Raw genomic sequence first — 15,225 nt, forward strand, 5'->3', positions numbered from 1 at the left:
TGGTCAGCTTTATGGAATATGATCTAGGATTCTTTGATGAGGATGTGGGGCGGGTCGAACCCGCCGCCAATCCTTTTTTACCGGAAGTGTAAACCATGTCTCCGGTATAAGGTGTAAACCATGTGTCCGGGATACACCTTTGCGTTATTGGCGGTGAGGGAGGGATTCGAACCCTCGATACGTTTCCGTATACACACTTTCCAGGCGTGCGCCTTCGACCACTCGGCCACCTCACCGTTGAGGGCGCGCATAATAGCACAAGCGGGTGTGGTTTCCAGCACCTGTGGCAGGGAAATTCTCGCCAGGCTAATGACCCGGGGGACGCTACTGTCGGTTCATCCGCGGGAGTGGCCGGGCACCCGGCTCGGTACTGCGCATGGGGTTGATATCGAGACCGCCGCGACGGGTGTAGAAGGCCTGGATTTGCAAAAATTCCGGGGTGGCGCGATGCCCGATATCCGCGAACATCCGCTCTACGCACTGCTCATGAAATTCCTGGTGCTGGCGGAACGCGATAATATACTGCAGCAGGCTGGCGCGTTCGATCAGGTCGCCGCGATAGTGGATCCACACGCTGGCCCAGTCAGGCTGGCCGGTAACCGGGCACAGTGAGCGCAACAGGTGGCTGTGCACCGTGTCCTCACCGCGCTGACCGGTCGTGACCAGGAGGTCGCGCTCGGGGTGCAGGCCGCCAGCGTGTAGCGCCAGTTGGTCGATGCACTCCCCGGTGAGAGGCTCGCCGCACAAAGCCGGTGCGGTAACGGGCAGTAGTTCGAGCCCTATCTCGGCACCAACCACCCCGCCGACATCCTGCCTGATGCGCGTGGCCACGGCGTCAGCCGAACCATGCCGAAGGTTATTCAGCGAATTGAGATACAACTTCAGGGACTTGGATTCCACCATATTTGGCGAATCGGCCGGGATGCTAATGCGCCCTACCCTGACCTCGGGCTTGCCTTGCTCATCCAGCCAGGACAACTCATAGGCATGCCACAGATCAACGCCAAAACAGGCTGAATCGATGTCGATGCCGGCTGCCCTGCGACCCGGCGCACGCGGAATGGGGTAAAGGACATCCGGGGCGTAAGCATCCGGAGCCGCGGTAACTTTGCCCAGGAGCATGTCATCACCGTAACCAGCCACTGCCTATTGCCTCAGCCGCTTGCCAGTATTGAGCAGGTGCATGCTGTAGCTGAACGCGATGACGGTAAATAACGCGATCATGCCAAAGGCAAACGGCAGGCTGACATCGGACACACCCAGCACGCCATAGCGGAAGGCGTTGACCACGTAGACCAGTGGATTCAGCTTGGATACAGCCGCCCAGAAATCGGGCAGCAGGTCCATGGAATAAAACACGCCTCCAAGGTAAATGAGCGGTGTCAGCACAAACGTGGGAATAATGGAGATGTCATCGAAGCTATTGGCGTAAACCGCATTGATGAAGCCAGCCAGAGCGAACAGTGTAGAGGTCATCAGCACCACTACGACGACCACCAGGTAACTGTGAATGTGCAGTTGCGTGAAAAATAGCGAGACCAGCGTGACCACCAGGGCCACGAGCAAGCCGCGCGTCACGCCGCCTATTACGTACCCCATGAGGATAATATAGTTCGGCGTTGGCGATACCAGCAGTTCTTCCACGCTGTGATTAAACTTCGACCCGAAAAACGATGACACCACGTTGGAATAGGAGTTGGTCACGATGGCCATCATGATCAGCCCGGGAACCACGAACTGCATATAGGTAAAGCCGCCCATGTCACCGATGCGCGAACCGATCAGCGAACCAAAGATGACGAAGTAAAGTGACATGGTGATCGCCGAGGGCAGCAGCGTCTGCGTCCAGATACGCAGGTAGCGCCGCACTTCCTTGCGCAGAATCGTGGAGAAGGCGTTGAACTGCTCACGGGCGTTCATGCAGCGCCCTCCACCAGGGTTACAAACATTTCCTCGAGTCGGTTGGCGCGGTTACGCATGCTGCTGATGGCAATGCCCCGCTCATCCAGCGCGGAAAACACCTGGTTGATGTGCTGCCCCTTCTGAACCTCCACCTCCAGGCTGTGATCCTCCAGCTTGCGGCACTGGAAGCCGGGGATATCCAGGTCGTCCGGTACTTCCTCGACACTGTCGAGGATAAACACTTCGCGATGGAGACGACGCAGTAGTTCCCTGATCGAGGTGTCCTCTACGATTTCACCTTGATTAATGATGCCGATATGGCGACAGAGCGCTTCCGCCTCCTCAAGATAATGCGTGGTAAGAATAATCGTGGTGCCCTCGGCATTAATTTTCTGCAGGAAGTCCCACATCGCGCGGCGCATTTCGATATCCACGCCCGCGGTGGGCTCATCGAGGATCAATAACCGGGGTTCATGCACCAGCGCCCTGGCAATCATCAATCGGCGCTTCATTCCGCCCGACAGATTCCGGGATGCCTCGTCACGCTTGTCCCACAGGCCGAGTTCCCTGAGGTACTTCTCCGCCCGCTCGCGCGCCAGTTCTACAGGCATGCCGTAGTAACCGCCCTGGTTAACCACGATATCGAACACCTTCTCGAACATGTTGAAGTTGAATTCCTGCGGCACGATGCCGATATATTTCTTGGCCGCTGGGAAGTCTTCATCAATGTCCGCATCGAACACCTGCACCCTGCCAGCTGTCTTGCTGACAAGTGAGCAAATAATGCCTATCGTGGTGGATTTTCCGGCCCCGTTAGGGCCCAGCAGGGCGTAGAAATCGCCCTGTTGGACGGTCATGCTGATGCCCTTGAGGGCTTCGAACCCATTGCCGTAGACCTTGCTGAGGTTTTCGATGGTAAGTGCTGGTATCATCTGGCTCGGAGTACGCCCTTTTGAAAAGGGCGCTATTGTAACCCCTTCAGACCCCGTAGACGACAATCATCATGGACGACGCACAGTACGCACAATATTGCAGGGAACTATTGGCGCAATTCGCCGGCGACTTCCTGAAGCGCACGGCGCACCTGCCGGACAGTGACCCGATGCGGGAGCTGGCACAGCGTTTCCATGAACTGGCGAGCACTGGTGAAAATCTCTACGAGGAGGGCCCGGCGCTGGTCTCACGGCTATTTATCACCTACCCGGACTTCGCCCCCTCCCTGCCCAGGGACCTGCTGTGGTTCTTTGCCGGTGAATGCCTGCATTACATGCCAGACGAAGAAATCAACGCCTATCAGCAACTGGACGAGATGCGCCAGGAAGCCGCTGCCCAGGGCAAGGTGCTGGACTTACGCCAGGCCCGTGCCAGCCTGCAATCAGTGCAGTGACGCGCCTGTCTGACAGTGGTGCTGCGCTGCCTCATCCTCTGGCATTACCGTGACCGGCAGCCCCCGGGCACCCGCGTAAAACACTACGATCTCGACCGGGCCTTCAATGGCGGTGCCGCGATGCACCGTTTTCATCACTTCTACCACGGACTGGCCTTCACGTACCGTCACCGTTTTGCCGTCCTGCGTTTCCAGCCTGGCCACGCCACTGAGCACATAACCCATGGTTGGCACGGGGTGGCAGTGAAACGGCGGTTCCTGCCCCTCCTCTATGCGCAGAATCACCGAGCTAATCTCTGCCTCGCCCTCTGGGTAGCTGATAGCCCCGCCATCCCATGAATGCGTACTCTGCAGTAGTGGTTCCGCCACTGCCCCGATAGCAACGAGGCACATTAGCACCCCTAATCCGCGCAACATGATTTAGCCCCCACAGAATTCAGCAGTCACGTTAACCGAAACGCTTGCCCACGCTCAAGCCGCTGCAGGGCATAAATCCAGGCCGTGCGCTTGACTGGCCCCGGACAGCCCCCTAGAATTCGCGCCTCGCACTTGAGGCACCACGTGTCCCCTTCGTCTAGTGGCCTAGGACACCGCCCTTTCACGGCGGGAACAGGGGTTCGAACCCCCTAGGGGACGCCACTCGATGCATCTGCCGGAATAGCGCGGCGCTTCCGGCGACCACGGCGGTGGAGTAAACTACGCAGCACGTAGCGGGAATAGCTCAGTTGGTAGAGCGCAACCTTGCCAAGGTTGAGGTCGCCGGTTCGAACCCGGTTTCCCGCTCCATTTCCTATCTCACCTGTTCATTGCATTAATTCAGCCCCATTCAAGTTCATCCGGCACGCGCCCCCCTGTGCAGCCTCTGGTACAAAAAAGGCTGCGGGTATACTTTCTGCGCTTGACGCAACTCCAGTGCGTTTGCCATGTTTACCATTACACGCTAAACACAGCCGACGCGCGGGTGTGGTGTCAGGCTATTGCCAGGGGAGCACGTTTTGGCCAAGAAAGAAATTGGTGATCTGGAGCAGATTCGCAGCAACCTTGAGGCCTGGTTGGCTCGCAAGCTGGACGCCGAGGTAAGGCTGGAAACCCCGGCCTTCCCTGAAGCCAGCGGCGAAAGCAGTGTCACCCTGCTACTGCAGGCGACCTGCGATGGCGTTGCACAACCCTTCGTCTGCCGCATGAAGCCGCTGCAGGACGCCCTGTTCGATGACTACGACCTGCTGCTGCAATACCAGCTGATGCAGCTCGCCGGGGATAACGGCGTCCCGGTACCGGGCCTGGTGGACTACGAAGGTGACGCATCACTGGTGGGCTGTGATTTTTACATGATGCACTTCACCGATGGTCTGATACCCACAGACAACCCGCCCTACGCTTTTGGCAGTTGGGTCACCGAACTGAGCGCAACAGAGCGCGAGCGTATGTGGCGCAATGGCCTCGAGGCGCTGGCTCGCATCCACAGCATTGACATGCGCAATCATGGGCTATCGACCTTGCCGCAAGCTCGCGCCACGCAATCCGTGGTGCAGCACGAACTGGACAAATTTGACGCGCTGGTAGACTCCGCTACCCGGGACAGTATCGCGCCCGTGGTACTGGACGCACTGGAAGAACTGAAAGCCAGGGCACCCAAAGACGGCCCGCTGCGTCTTTGCTGGGGAGATTCCCGCGTCGGTAACGTGATCTGGCAGGACCTGAAACCCGCGGCGATTATCGACTGGGAAATGGCCAGCCTCTGCGACCCGCTGATGGATGTCTCCTGGTGGTACTGGATTGACTACGTGAACAGCGTCGGCCTCGGTGTAGAGCGGCTGAGCGGCTTGCCGGACAGACCTGATCTGTATCGACAATGGCAGCAACTGACCGGTCTGCCGATTGAAAACAGCCTTTACTATGACCTCTTCAACGTGGTGCGCTATGCCATCATCCTGGAGAAGAAATTCCTCGAGGCCGGCCTCGCCGCCGACATGGGCGGCGCCAAGAGCTTTGCCAGCGCCTTCGTGCCAGCTGTACTGGAGGAATACCGTGCGGGCTGAGCCGGGCCACCGGGCAACCGCGCCGCATTGTCCGCTCCCCGGCCTTGTGCAGGCTGCAGATGCTATCTGAAGACCAGGCAGTCCTGCGCCAGGCACATAGGTGGTGCCGAGAGGGTCAAACCGCCTGGCTCTGCACCATCGTCACCGTGACCGGCTCCTCGCCTCGCCCCCGGGGGGCGATGCTTGCCTTAAATGTTGCCGGTGATGTGGTCGGCTCCCTGTCCGGGGGCTGCGTGGAGGAAGACCTGTTGCAGGCACTGTTACAGGGTGAAATAGAAATCAACGCGCCGCGCCTGCTTGAATACGGTGTCAACGCGGAGGAAAACGCGCGCCTGGGGCTGCCATGCGGTGGCCGCCTGGGCGTCCTCGTGCAAAAACTGGACCGGGCCGACACGGACTGGCTGGATGCGGCCCTGCTGGCCATCGACGCTCGCTACTGCCTACTGCGCAAACTGGACCTGGACAGCGGCGAAACCCAGGTGACGCGGGTAGACAGTTATACCGAGCCAGCGCTGGACGAGCGTACACTGCGCCAGTGCTTCGGTCCGCAAATGCGCATGTTGCTGGTGGGAGCCGGCCAACTGGCACAAACACTCGCGGAACTGGCACAGGCCATGGACTACCAGGTTATCGTGACTGATCCGCGAGCAGAGACCCTGCAGCGATGGCGCGGCCCGGACATCGAGCTGGTCCAGGGCATGCCGGATGACGTGGTGCTGGCGCGGGCCGATGACCCCTTCGCCATTGTTATCACACTGACGCACGACCCCCGCATCGATGATATGGCGTTGATGGTGGCACTGGAAACCCGTGCCTGGTACGTCGGCGCACTGGGTTCACAGCGCACGACGGAGAAGCGGCTGCAACGATTGCGCGCGCTCGAGGTGTCGGAAGTGGCCATTGCACGGCTGCACGCGCCTGTTGGCCTTGCCATTGGCAGCAAGACCCCCCTGGAAATCGCCGTTGCCATCATGGCGGAGATCACCAGCCTGCGCCGCGGCGCCAGGGGCGCCACAGCGGGTTAAGCGCTGCCCGTTGCGCCGGGGCCGGGGTCGAGCCGTAGCGCGCAATCACACGCGCCACTTGCGCGGCGCCAATCGTCAGTCTGCTTCTTTCTCCAGCTTCACCGACAAGCTGTTCACGCAGTAGCGCAGGCCTGTAGGCTGCGGCCCATCGGTAAATACATGCCCTAGGTGCGCACCACATTTCTTGCACATGATTTCGGTACGGGTCATGCCGTGACTGTGATCGGCGGCCTCCTCAATAGCGCCCTCCTCAGCCGGTCGGAAGAAACTGGGCCAGCCGCAGCCGGCATCAAACTTGCTGTCGGACATGAACAAGGGTTCACCACAACAGCGGCAGTTGTAGACGCCGTCTTCGGTGGTATCCCAGTATTCGCCGGAGAAAGGCCGCTCCGTGCCTTTTTCACGACATACGTGATATTCCTCGGGTGACAATTTGTCACGCCAGTATTCGTCATCCTTCATTTTGCTTCCTCCGTAGGCATACGTGCGACCGGATAAAGAATTCGATCGTCATAGCCGGTAATAACTTCTCGATAGCCGCAAAATGCGGCGTCCAACTCGGGGTCGTTGGTATCCACCAGTAGTGGCCGCCCCTGCAGGTTGGCAATTTTTGATTTTGCAGCAACCACAGTAATACTGTCGACGCCCGCCGCGCGGATCACCCGCGGTGAAATTTGCTGGTTGCCACGGCCAAGGATATGGCCCTGACCGCCGATAGCGGTAACGAAAATACGCACCGGACCGCCGTGATCCTGCAGCACAGCCAGTAACTCGGCCTCATTGGCGTCCGAGCAGAGCAGGGCCCCGCCCCTGACCACATCCACACCGAGCAGGGTATTTTCCAGCCCCAGCTCTTCCATGATGGCCGCCGTGGTAGACCCTGGGCCGACCAGGTAACAGGTCGTCTCGTCCATGTGTTCAACGATCCAGGCGGCGATGTCAGCCGCCACCAGCTCGTGGCTTTCACGCCCTCCTACCTTGGTGTGCTGCAGGTAGCGCCCCTCACCGGGAACACGCATCTCCCCGTAGAAGCGGCTGCGCACCACGTCGTGGCGAAAAGCCTCCTCATCAATGTCGCGGACTTCCTGGTTGCGCAATCCCACCAGCCCGCCCCGGGCAAGCTCGCACAGCAGTTCACCGGCCGCTTCCGGCGATACGGCAAACACACCGGAATGCATTTTCACCCCCGCGGGAATGCCCAGCACCGGTATGGATTCGCCCACCACATCGCAGATATCCCTGGCGGTACCGTCGCCGCCAGCAAACAACAGCAGGTCGACCCCGTGCTGTAACATCAGCGTCGCAGCCTGGCGAGTGTGTTCCGGCGAGGTCAGCTCTGTCCCGGTGCCGCCGAGTACGGTCACGTCCAGGCCGAGTTCGGCGCAGACTGCCGCGCCCATATCGCCGGCCCAGGTGACAAATTCTACGTTTTCCGCCGCCTGCAGCGGCTTGAGCGCGCGCAACGCCCTGTCCTGCGAGCGATGGCGTTCCTGCTCCGTCATGTCAGCGGCAAGGGCACGCAGCGCCTCGCCGTCGCTGCCTTTGAGCCCGCGCGTCCCGCCGAGACCCGCGAGCGGGTTGATAATCAGGCCAATAACCAGAATCGACATGCGTCAGCGCACCTCCGTTTCGCAGTGACAACCCAACGCGGTCACCACCTCACTATAGGCAGCGGTAGCCGTCGTCAGCACTACATGGCTCCCGGCAAGCTCCCGCCGCAGCGGATAATGCTTACGCAGTTCGTCAAATTGCCCGGCGGCCTGCGCGGGCGCAACGTTCAACGTCACCGCTCGCAGTTGCTGATCATCAGCAGACACCGTGTAAGCCGAGGCCAGCAACTGCCTGATCGCATCCGCCGTGCTTGCTGCTGAATCGAGCCGCCACTGCCGTGGCTCATCCGCCAACCCGGACACAGACGCACCCGACAGCAGCCCGCAGCATTCCATCGCCTGCACCAGCCGCTGCGTCGCCAGCAGCTTACTGTCGTAACTGTAACCTGCTATGTGGGCGCTACCGAAGCGCACATGTTCCAATAGGGGTGCCATGATCCGCGGTTCATGCTCCCAGACATCCAGCACCGTTTGTGGCGCCGCGGGCGCCTGCAAACGGGCCAGCAAGGCATGGTTGTCGACAACCTCTCCCCGGCTGGCATTGATCAGGAGTTGTGATGCGTGCAGCGCAGCCACCCTTTTCCCGGCGAGCAAATGCCGACTGGGCCAGGGTGCCGCGTCAGTGAGCGCCGGATGCAGGCAGATAACATCACAGGCCAGTGCTTCTGCCAGAGAACAGGCATTGGCCACGGACCCGGGGGCAAGCCACGGGTCATGAGCACGGAAGCGAATACCGAGACCTTCGAGTCTCGAGGCCAGCAGGCTGCCGACGTGACCGAAGCCGACAATACCCACCACTGCCCCGGCGAGCAATCGCTCGAGAAAGTCATCGGTTTCGGCGATAGCACACAGCACATATTCGACGACTGAATTGGCATTGGCGCCCGCTGCGTCTGCAAACGTAATGCCCGCCTGGCGCAGCCAGGATACATCCACGTGATCAGTACCGGCCGTGGCCGTACCCACAAAGCGGATGTCTGTTCCCGCGAGCAGCGCCGCATTCACAGGCGTCACCGAGCGCACTAGCAAGGCGTCGGCGCCGGCTACATCTGCGCGTGTTATCTGCCTGCCCGGCAGGCGCCTGACCTGCGCACGGTCGCCGAGCAGTTGCTCCACTGCCGGCATATTCTCATCGGCTACGACACGCATGACACCGTCTCCTCCAGGCGACGCCAGCGCGCAAGTAAAGGGCCCTCGATCCCGAGAGACTGCAGATAGTCTACAACCTGATCCACCTGCTGCCTGGCAATTGCAAAGGGCGCCGGCAGGCGGACATCGGCAATGTCCTCCACCAGCAGGGCCAGCTGCTGCGCCAACCTTATCTGGTCCTGGTGTTCGGCAAGCCGGGCCCCGAGCGAGCGGGCGCCGCGCAGCGACAGGTCGCCTACCTGGTCGAGGTTGGCCAGTAACGTGTCAATATCCCCGAAAGCGTCAATCAGTGCCGCCGCGGTCTTGGGGCCCACCCCCGGCACACCGGGAATGTCATCGACACTGTCACCGGTCAGCGCCAGGTAGCTGGCAAATTGCCACGGCTGAACACCGAAGCGTGCATGAAAGCGCTGCATATCGAGCGTTTCATCCGCCGCGGCATCCCACCAGCAATCCTCATCACTGCACAGGAGCTGGCCCAGGTCCTTGTCGCGCGTTACCACTGTGACGGGTAACTGCTCTGCCCTCGCCTGCGCGGCCGACGCGGCCAGGTAATCATCGGCCTCGTAACGGGGCCCGCCAAAACAGGTAATCCCGGACAGCTCGGTCAACTGGCGACAAGCTGCCAGTTGGAAGGCCAGCGCCTCATCCGGGAGTACCCGGCTGCACTTGTAATCCGGGTACAGCTGGTGGCGAAAGCAGGTGCCGAGGCTTTCATCAAAAGCGGCCACCATCCTGCTGCCAGGTGGCCTGCCGGCGATGAAATCACAGATAAAGCCGGCATAACCGTAGACCGCGTTCAGGGGCATACCGTCGGCTGTGTGCCAGCGGTCCGGCAGGGAGAACCAGGCGCGAAAAATATAGATGGATGCGTCGAGCAGCCAGACACGTGGGGACATGGTCAGAGAATATCCCGCGCGCGAAATACCATGGTCTGCAACTGATCCGTTTGACCGAACTCGCAGCACAGCGCACTGAACAGCTGCTGCGCCCGCGGCGGCAGGCCCTCGCGCTGGAATTGTCGCGCCCTCTCGACCACCTGCTGGCAGAAAGCGGACGTATCTGGCAGGGTGCCGTCGGCAAGGAAATTGTCCGCACTTGTCCTGAAGCGGTAACGGCAAGCCTGAGCCAGGATCCACTCCAGGGCCTGCGGCCTGGCCTCAACTGCTTCAAATGCTTGCTGTTGTGCTGGCGTACGCCCCTCCGGCGCATACCAGTAGCCGAAGTCGAGCTGCTGCCTGCGCGCTCTCCCGGCAATGCACCAGTGCGCGATCTCATGCAGGGCCGAGGCGAAATAGTCCTCCCGGTAGAACAGCAGGTGCACCCCACCCGCCCCGCTCGCAGGCTGGTACACTGGCTCTTCAGCACCACCGCGCAGCTGCGTGTTCTCGGTGCCGGCAAAACACTGATTGAATACGGACTCGAGCCGCTTTGAATCGAATGGCGCCAACGCATGCAGCGCCGTCATGTGTCCGTTTCCTGTTTCCGCAGCCAGTAGTGGAACTGCCCCTCCACTTCTTTCTGCTGCAATAACTCGTGACCGAGAAAGCGGCAGAATTTCGGGATATCCCGCTGCGTGGATGGATCGGTTGCCAACACCTGCACGACCTCGCCGACGGCCATATCGCGGATCGTATTGTGCAACAGCATCACCGGTTCCGGGCAAAACAGCCCAGTGGCATCAAGTATGTGGTCGGGCTTTATCGACATCTGTATCCGCTATGGTTCCTGCAGGAGACGCTCCGCCTGGTCAGCGGGGAGTAGATCCCACTCCTCCGTTTCCAGGTGATAGAGCAGGCAAAGCTCCATGGTTTGCAATTGCCGGCGAAGATTGCCGACCTTTTCCGCCAGGGTCAACTCCAGCTCGCCATAGTCGGTCCCATCGCGGCTGGCATACTCTTCCAGCAGGTTTTGCAGTGCCGCGGGCTCGAGCCTGGCAACAGGCACCTGAATATAGGCTGACACGGCTTCATACTCCTTCTGCATGCGTGGTATGCAGGGTAATATACGTGCTGATGATTTGATTGTGGAGACACACCCTTGGACGCTTCCTACATCATAACCTTTATCGGTGATGACCGACCGGGCCTGGTTGAGCAACTGTCCACGGCCATTGAAAACAACCAGGGCAACTGGCACGAGAGCCGCCTATCGCAACTGGGCGGCAAATTCGCCGGACTGGTGCTGATTTCCTTACCGGCCGATAATGTCGAGGCGCTCCATCAACAGCTGAAGAACCTGTCTGCCAGCGGCCTCAGCGTGCGCGTAACCCCTGCCGACGGCGTAGCGCAGGTTGCGGGCGGCAAGCCGATCACCCTGCGTGTACTGGGTCCCGACCGTCTGGGTATCATCAAGGAAATTGCCAGGGCCCTGGCCGAGAAAAACATCAACGTGGTGGAAATGGACAGCCATATCGACAGTGCCGCCATGAGTGGCGAAATGCTCTTTCATGCGCGTATTGATGCCGAGCTGCCAGAGAGCACCGATATGGACGCCCTGCACGAATCGCTGGAAGAAATTGCCAACCAGATGACGGTGGATATCGACCTGGAATAAACCCGCCGCAAAGGCATTGCCGGGCGGTAACGGCATGCAAGCTGCTATTTCTTGCGCAGCAGGTGCCTGAGGCCGATCCAGAGGCCAACACACACCGCCGCCGCGGCGATGACCAGGCCCACCACCGCCAGGGTCGCCAGCAGCAAACGCCCTATCTCCTCGGTAGATATGCCGAACTGGTCGACCGCCGCCCAGAGCAGGGCCGCCATCGCGGCAACCCCGAGCAATACGGTGCGATAGTACTTTCTTGAGGCCCTGCTCAACCGGCACTGCCCCCGGCGTCATCCTCGCGTCGGGCAGCGGGTATTGCCGGCGTTGCGCACTGCACATCGGCATTCTGCCCGCGATGGCGCAGCACGTGATCCAGCAATACGATAGCCAGCATTGCCTCGGCAATGGGTGTAGCGCGTATACCCACACAAGGGTCATGGCGCCCGTGTGTGACCATCTCCATCGCCCGCCCCTCGGTATCGATGGTGGCACCGGGCTGGCGAATGCTGGATGTGGGTTTGAGGGCAATACTGACGGTGATATCCTGCCCACTGGAAATACCCCCCAGGACCCCGCCGGCGGCATTGCCGACAAAGCCTTCCGGTGTCAGCAGGTCGCGGTGTTCAGTACCTTTCTGTTCAACACAGGCGAAACCGGCACCAATTTCCACCCCTTTCACCGCATTGATGCCCATCATGGCGTGAGCTATGTCGGCGTCCAGGCGATCAAACACAGGCTCGCCCAGCCCGGGCATCACGTTGCTGGCGACCACATTGATACGCGCGCCGATGGAATTGCCTTCCTTGTTCAGCGCCGCCATATAGGCTTCCAGTTCCGGCACCGCGTCCTTGTCCGGGCAGAAAAACGGATTGGCATCCACCTGTTCCCAGTCCAGCCTGGCGGCACGAATCGGGCCCAGCTGCGCCAGGTAGCCACGCACCTCGATACCATAGCGGCTGAGCAGGTACTTCTTGGCAACGGCACCGGCGGCCACACGCATGGCGGTTTCTCTTGCCGAGGAGCGGCCACCGCCGCGGTAGTCGCGAAAGCCGTATTTATGGTTGTAGGTATAGTCCGCGTGCGCAGGGCGGAAGGTGTTGGCGATATTGGAATAATCCTTGGAGCGCTGGTCCGTATTCTCGATCAGCAGCCCGATCGCCGTACCGGTGGTCCTTCCCTCGAACACGCCGGACATGATGCGGACTTCATCCGCTTCCCTGCGCTGCGTGGTAAAGCGCGAAGTACCCGGCTTGCGGCGATCAAGGTCGCGCTGCAAGTCGGCAGCGTCCAGTTCCAGTCCGGGGGGACAACCGTCGATGATGCAGCCCAGCCCGGGGCCGTGACTTTCGCCAAACGTGGTGACTGTGAACAGTTTGCCTATGGTATTGCCGGACATGAGGGTTCCAAATCGATCGTCAGAGTGATGCAGGGCCGCATTATAACGCTTATCGTGACAGGCTATCGCTAAATTCGTCCAGTTCGGCGGCCGTCAGCGCCAGTACGCCATGTCCGCCATGCTCGAATTCGAGCCAGGTGAAAGGCACGCCGGGATAGGCGGCCTCCAGCGCCTGCCAACTGTTACCCACTTCCATAACCAGCAAGCCGTGGGCTTCCAGATGTGCCCGGGCGCTGGCCAGTATCCGGCGCGCCAGGTCGAGGCCGTCGGCACCACTGCCCAGTGCCAGTTCGGGTTCATGCTGGTATTCGGCAGGCATGCTCGCCAGGTCGTCGGCGTCAACGTAGGGAGGATTGCAGAGAATAATATCGTAGCGTCGTCCCTGCAGATTCTGGAACAGGTCGGATTGATGTATAGCCACCCGCGACCCGAAACCGAGCCGATCACGATTCTCCTGCGCCAGACTGAGCGCGGCACTGTCAATATCGGCAAGTTCTACGTGGGCACTCGGCTGGTAGTGGGCCGCGGCCAAACCGATGCAGCCGCCTCCACAGCATAAATCGAGAATATTCGCCGGCTCAGGGCCCGCGTACCAGGGTTGGTAGCCATTGACGATAAGTTCAGCAAGGGGCGAGCGAGGCACCAGCGCGCGGGGATCGCAGGCAAACTCAAGCCCGGCAAACCAGGCCCGCCCGGTGATATACGGCAGGGGCAGCTGTTCATTGACGCGGCGCTCCAGCCAGTTGGTTATGGTGTGCTGCTGCGCGTCCTCGAGCTGCCGTGACAACAGCGATTCATCTGCATCCGGCGGCAAGCCAGCAGCGAGCAATACCAGCTGCACCGCCTCGTCCCACGGATTATCGGTGCCGTGGCCGTAAAACACCTTACTGCGCTCGAGTGTCTCGAAACAGTATTCGATGGCACGCCCCACAGTATCGAGCATGGCGTTGTTGTGATCCTGAATGGTCATCGCTGGAGTGTACCTGCACTGGCCCGAGGTTTGCCATGCCGCAGGCTGATTGTTACTATCGCCAGCCCTGCGAACGGTGTCCTGGCACCTGGCAATATAGGTAGCAAATACGTGGAAGAACAGTGGGCAAGCATTATAAAGCAAATCGGTGAGGATCCCTCTCGTCCGGGCCTTGTCGACACCCCCAAGCGCGCGGCGGCAGCGTTCGCCTTCCTGACCAGGGGTTATACACAATCAGTTGACGAGGTAGTGAACGACGCCCTGTTCCCGTCAGACTCCAGCGAGATGGTGCTGGTACAGAATGTGGAGTTGTATTCGCTTTGTGAGCACCATCTGCTGCCCTTTATCGGGCGCTGCCATGTCGCTTACATTCCCACCGGTCGGGTGCTCGGCCTCTCCAAGGTCGCACGACTGGTAGATGTCTTCGCCAGAAGACTACAGATACAGGAATCGCTGACCACCCAGATTGCCGAAACCATTATGGATGTCACCGGAGCGGAAGGCGTCGGCGTGATCATCGAGGCACGGCACATGTGCATGATGATGCGCGGTGTGGAGAAACAGAATTCGGTCATGAAGACCTCGGCCATGCTGGGCAGTTTCCGCAGTTCGCAGGCTACCCGAGATGAATTTCTACAGTTACTGAAACTGCAGAGCTAGCCTGCTGCCTCAGGGCCCCATTTCCAGCAGTTGCGCGTGCAGGTACTGTCGGTCGGCGGTACGTGCCGAGCTGAACAGCATCAGTCGATAACCGCCCTGCGGCGCATCTTCGCCGTACACCCGATAACGCTGCTCGTCATCCCTGCCATACAGCAAGCGCTCGCGAAACACGCGATTGGCCCATTGCACTCCCTTGCCACAGCTGCGGCCATCACACTGGAACAAAAGCTGCTCACTATCCATGCGCGCCTCCAGTTCCGCCAGCACCTCGCTGGCAGAGAAGCCGTCCTTCACCTGCCACGTGTAGCGTATCAATTCACCGCTCTGGCGTTCACTATCCTTGAAACTCCAGACTCCGCGCACCTTGCGCAGGGCTCCCAGGCCAATCTCATAATCGATCACCGATTCTGTGCCGTGACTGATACGTTCGACATGGGGGTAAGCATCAAAACGCTGCAACAGTTCGGCCGGGGCTTCCGCCCTGGCAAGCTGCGACAACGTGGCGAGCATTACAAAAAAAACTATGGAAACGTGCGACAT

20 protein-coding genes and 3 tRNA genes are annotated in these 15,225 nt (G+C 60.2%); 7 read left to right on the forward strand and 16 right to left on the reverse strand.

The window, feature by feature from the left end; all coding sequences use genetic code 11:
- Positions 1-148 precede the first annotated feature (148 nt).
- From F0M18_RS18845 to F0M18_RS18860, 4 genes are all read right to left on the reverse strand, one after another.
- Positions 149-236 (reverse strand) — tRNA-Ser (locus F0M18_RS18845).
- A gap of 88 nt (positions 237-324) precedes the next feature.
- Positions 325-1,143, reverse strand: coding sequence for an NADPH-dependent 7-cyano-7-deazaguanine reductase QueF (queF, locus tag F0M18_RS18850; RefSeq protein WP_223178015.1), 819 nt, complete (start codon positions 1,141-1,143; stop codon positions 325-327).
- 3 nt (positions 1,144-1,146) lie between these two features.
- A complete protein-coding gene (locus F0M18_RS18855; protein WP_149613024.1) occupies positions 1,147-1,920 on the reverse strand; it encodes an ABC transporter permease in 774 nt (257 codons plus the stop codon).
- Positions 1,917-2,834: an ABC transporter ATP-binding protein gene (locus F0M18_RS18860; protein WP_149613025.1), complete on the reverse strand. Its 918-nt coding sequence runs from the start codon at positions 2,832-2,834 to the stop codon at positions 1,917-1,919. The genes F0M18_RS18855 and F0M18_RS18860 overlap by 4 nt, the downstream gene beginning before the upstream one ends.
- Before the next feature lie 71 nt (positions 2,835-2,905).
- Between F0M18_RS18860 and F0M18_RS20025 the strand changes: the two genes are divergently transcribed.
- On the forward strand, positions 2,906-3,289 hold the full coding sequence (locus tag F0M18_RS20025; RefSeq protein WP_188109819.1) for a PA2817 family protein: 384 nt from the start codon (positions 2,906-2,908) through the stop codon (positions 3,287-3,289).
- On the opposite strand, the gene F0M18_RS18870 is transcribed toward F0M18_RS20025, so the two are convergent.
- Entirely contained in the window at positions 3,278-3,706 is a 429-nt protein-coding gene (locus tag F0M18_RS18870) for a cupin domain-containing protein (RefSeq protein ID WP_149613026.1), read from the reverse strand. The genes F0M18_RS20025 and F0M18_RS18870 overlap by 12 nt on opposite strands.
- Positions 3,707-3,852: 146 nt before the next feature.
- On the opposite strand from F0M18_RS18870, the gene F0M18_RS18875 reads away from it, so the two are divergent.
- From F0M18_RS18875 to F0M18_RS18890, 4 genes are all read left to right on the forward strand, one after another.
- Positions 3,853-3,928 (forward strand) — tRNA-Glu (locus tag F0M18_RS18875).
- Positions 3,929-3,999: 71 nt separating this feature from the next.
- Positions 4,000-4,075: transfer RNA gene (locus tag F0M18_RS18880), tRNA-Gly, on the forward strand.
- A 209-nt stretch (positions 4,076-4,284) separates the two neighbouring features.
- Entirely contained in the window at positions 4,285-5,328 is a 1,044-nt protein-coding gene (locus F0M18_RS18885; RefSeq protein ID WP_149613027.1) for a phosphotransferase family protein, read from the forward strand.
- A 59-nt stretch (positions 5,329-5,387) separates the two neighbouring features.
- Positions 5,388-6,353 carry an XdhC family protein gene (locus tag F0M18_RS18890; RefSeq protein WP_149613028.1) on the forward strand — a complete coding sequence of 322 codons (966 nt, stop codon included), beginning with the start codon at positions 5,388-5,390 and terminating at the stop codon, positions 6,351-6,353.
- A gap of 75 nt (positions 6,354-6,428) precedes the next feature.
- On the opposite strand, the gene msrB is transcribed toward F0M18_RS18890, so the two are convergent.
- From msrB to F0M18_RS18925, 7 genes are read right to left on the reverse strand one after another with little or no spacing between them, the layout of a single operon-like run.
- Complete coding sequence (gene msrB / locus F0M18_RS18895) at positions 6,429-6,815, reverse strand: peptide-methionine (R)-S-oxide reductase MsrB (protein WP_149613029.1); 387 nt, start codon at positions 6,813-6,815, stop codon at positions 6,429-6,431.
- Positions 6,812-7,963, reverse strand: a complete 1,152-nt coding sequence (locus F0M18_RS18900) for an ATP-NAD kinase family protein (protein WP_149613030.1) — start codon at positions 7,961-7,963, stop codon at positions 6,812-6,814. Before F0M18_RS18900 ends, msrB begins: the two co-directional genes overlap by 4 nt.
- Positions 7,964-7,966: 3 nt before the next feature.
- Positions 7,967-9,112, reverse strand: a complete 1,146-nt coding sequence (locus tag F0M18_RS18905; RefSeq protein WP_149613031.1) for a 4-phosphoerythronate dehydrogenase — start codon at positions 9,110-9,112, stop codon at positions 7,967-7,969.
- Positions 9,100-10,011 (reverse strand): 5'-3' exonuclease, encoded by a 912-nt coding sequence (locus F0M18_RS18910; RefSeq protein ID WP_149613032.1) that lies wholly within the window; start codon positions 10,009-10,011, stop codon positions 9,100-9,102. The genes F0M18_RS18905 and F0M18_RS18910 overlap by 13 nt, the downstream gene beginning before the upstream one ends.
- Positions 10,012-10,013: 2 nt before the next feature.
- Positions 10,014-10,580, reverse strand: coding sequence for an elongation factor P hydroxylase (locus F0M18_RS18915; RefSeq protein WP_149613033.1), 567 nt, complete (start codon positions 10,578-10,580; stop codon positions 10,014-10,016).
- On the reverse strand, positions 10,577-10,822 hold the full coding sequence (gene tusA / locus F0M18_RS18920) for a sulfurtransferase TusA (protein ID WP_149613034.1): 246 nt from the start codon (positions 10,820-10,822) through the stop codon (positions 10,577-10,579). The genes F0M18_RS18915 and tusA overlap by 4 nt, the downstream gene beginning before the upstream one ends.
- A 9-nt stretch (positions 10,823-10,831) precedes the next feature.
- A complete protein-coding gene (locus F0M18_RS18925; protein ID WP_262500997.1) occupies positions 10,832-11,077 on the reverse strand; it encodes a YheU family protein in 246 nt (81 codons plus the stop codon).
- 75 nt (positions 11,078-11,152) lie between these two features.
- Between F0M18_RS18925 and F0M18_RS18930 the strand changes: the two genes are divergently transcribed.
- Positions 11,153-11,668 (forward strand): glycine cleavage system protein R, encoded by a 516-nt coding sequence (locus F0M18_RS18930; RefSeq protein ID WP_149613035.1) that lies wholly within the window; start codon positions 11,153-11,155, stop codon positions 11,666-11,668.
- A 44-nt stretch (positions 11,669-11,712) separates the two neighbouring features.
- Here the strand turns inward: F0M18_RS18930 and F0M18_RS18935 are convergent, their stop codons facing one another.
- From F0M18_RS18935 to prmB, 3 genes are read right to left on the reverse strand one after another with little or no spacing between them, the layout of a single operon-like run.
- Positions 11,713-11,931 carry a hypothetical protein gene (locus F0M18_RS18935; RefSeq protein ID WP_149613036.1) on the reverse strand — a complete coding sequence of 73 codons (219 nt, stop codon included), beginning with the start codon at positions 11,929-11,931 and terminating at the stop codon, positions 11,713-11,715.
- Complete coding sequence (gene aroC, locus F0M18_RS18940) at positions 11,928-13,055, reverse strand: chorismate synthase (protein WP_149613037.1); 1,128 nt, start codon at positions 13,053-13,055, stop codon at positions 11,928-11,930. The genes F0M18_RS18935 and aroC overlap by 4 nt, the downstream gene beginning before the upstream one ends.
- Positions 13,056-13,104: 49 nt before the next feature.
- Entirely contained in the window at positions 13,105-14,025 is a 921-nt protein-coding gene (gene prmB, locus F0M18_RS18945) for a 50S ribosomal protein L3 N(5)-glutamine methyltransferase (RefSeq protein WP_149613038.1), read from the reverse strand.
- 111 nt (positions 14,026-14,136) lie between these two features.
- Between prmB and folE the strand changes: the two genes are divergently transcribed.
- Positions 14,137-14,685, forward strand: coding sequence for a GTP cyclohydrolase I FolE (gene folE, locus F0M18_RS18950; RefSeq protein ID WP_149613039.1), 549 nt, complete (start codon positions 14,137-14,139; stop codon positions 14,683-14,685).
- Between the two features lie 9 nt (positions 14,686-14,694).
- On the opposite strand, the gene F0M18_RS18955 is transcribed toward folE, so the two are convergent.
- Positions 14,695-15,225 carry a DUF4892 domain-containing protein gene (locus F0M18_RS18955; protein ID WP_149613040.1) on the reverse strand — a complete coding sequence of 177 codons (531 nt, stop codon included), beginning with the start codon at positions 15,223-15,225 and terminating at the stop codon, positions 14,695-14,697.

The organism is Pseudohalioglobus sediminis (assembly GCF_008370495.1).
Lineage (GTDB): Bacteria > Pseudomonadota > Gammaproteobacteria > Pseudomonadales > Halieaceae > Halioglobus.

Excerpts from the sequence above, each read along its gene's own strand:
- F0M18_RS20025 (WP_188109819.1), top strand. The coding sequence starts at position 2,906 with ATGGACGACGCACAGTACGCACAATATTGCAGGGAACTATTGGCGCAA.
- F0M18_RS18910 (WP_149613032.1), bottom strand. The coding sequence starts at position 10,011 with ATGTCCCCACGTGTCTGGCTGCTCGACGCATCCATCTATATTTTTCGC.
- F0M18_RS18915 (WP_149613033.1), bottom strand. The coding sequence starts at position 10,580 with ATGACGGCGCTGCATGCGTTGGCGCCATTCGATTCAAAGCGGCTCGAG.
- F0M18_RS18905 (WP_149613031.1), bottom strand. The coding sequence starts at position 9,112 with ATGCGTGTCGTAGCCGATGAGAATATGCCGGCAGTGGAGCAACTGCTC.
- F0M18_RS18900 (WP_149613030.1), bottom strand. The coding sequence starts at position 7,963 with ATGTCGATTCTGGTTATTGGCCTGATTATCAACCCGCTCGCGGGTCTC.
- F0M18_RS18870 (WP_149613026.1), bottom strand. The coding sequence starts at position 3,706 with ATGTTGCGCGGATTAGGGGTGCTAATGTGCCTCGTTGCTATCGGGGCA.
- aroC (WP_149613037.1), bottom strand. The coding sequence starts at position 13,055 with ATGTCCGGCAATACCATAGGCAAACTGTTCACAGTCACCACGTTTGGC.
- F0M18_RS18860 (WP_149613025.1), bottom strand. The coding sequence starts at position 2,834 with ATGATACCAGCACTTACCATCGAAAACCTCAGCAAGGTCTACGGCAAT.
- prmB (WP_149613038.1), bottom strand. The coding sequence starts at position 14,025 with ATGACCATTCAGGATCACAACAACGCCATGCTCGATACTGTGGGGCGT.
- F0M18_RS18855 (WP_149613024.1), bottom strand. The coding sequence starts at position 1,920 with ATGAACGCCCGTGAGCAGTTCAACGCCTTCTCCACGATTCTGCGCAAG.
- F0M18_RS18890 (WP_149613028.1), top strand. The coding sequence starts at position 5,388 with ATGCTATCTGAAGACCAGGCAGTCCTGCGCCAGGCACATAGGTGGTGC.
- tusA (WP_149613034.1), bottom strand. The coding sequence starts at position 10,822 with ATGTCGATAAAGCCCGACCACATACTTGATGCCACTGGGCTGTTTTGC.
- F0M18_RS18955 (WP_149613040.1), bottom strand. The coding sequence starts at position 15,225 with ATGTCGCACGTTTCCATAGTTTTTTTTGTAATGCTCGCCACGTTGTCG.
- msrB (WP_149613029.1), bottom strand. The coding sequence starts at position 6,815 with ATGAAGGATGACGAATACTGGCGTGACAAATTGTCACCCGAGGAATAT.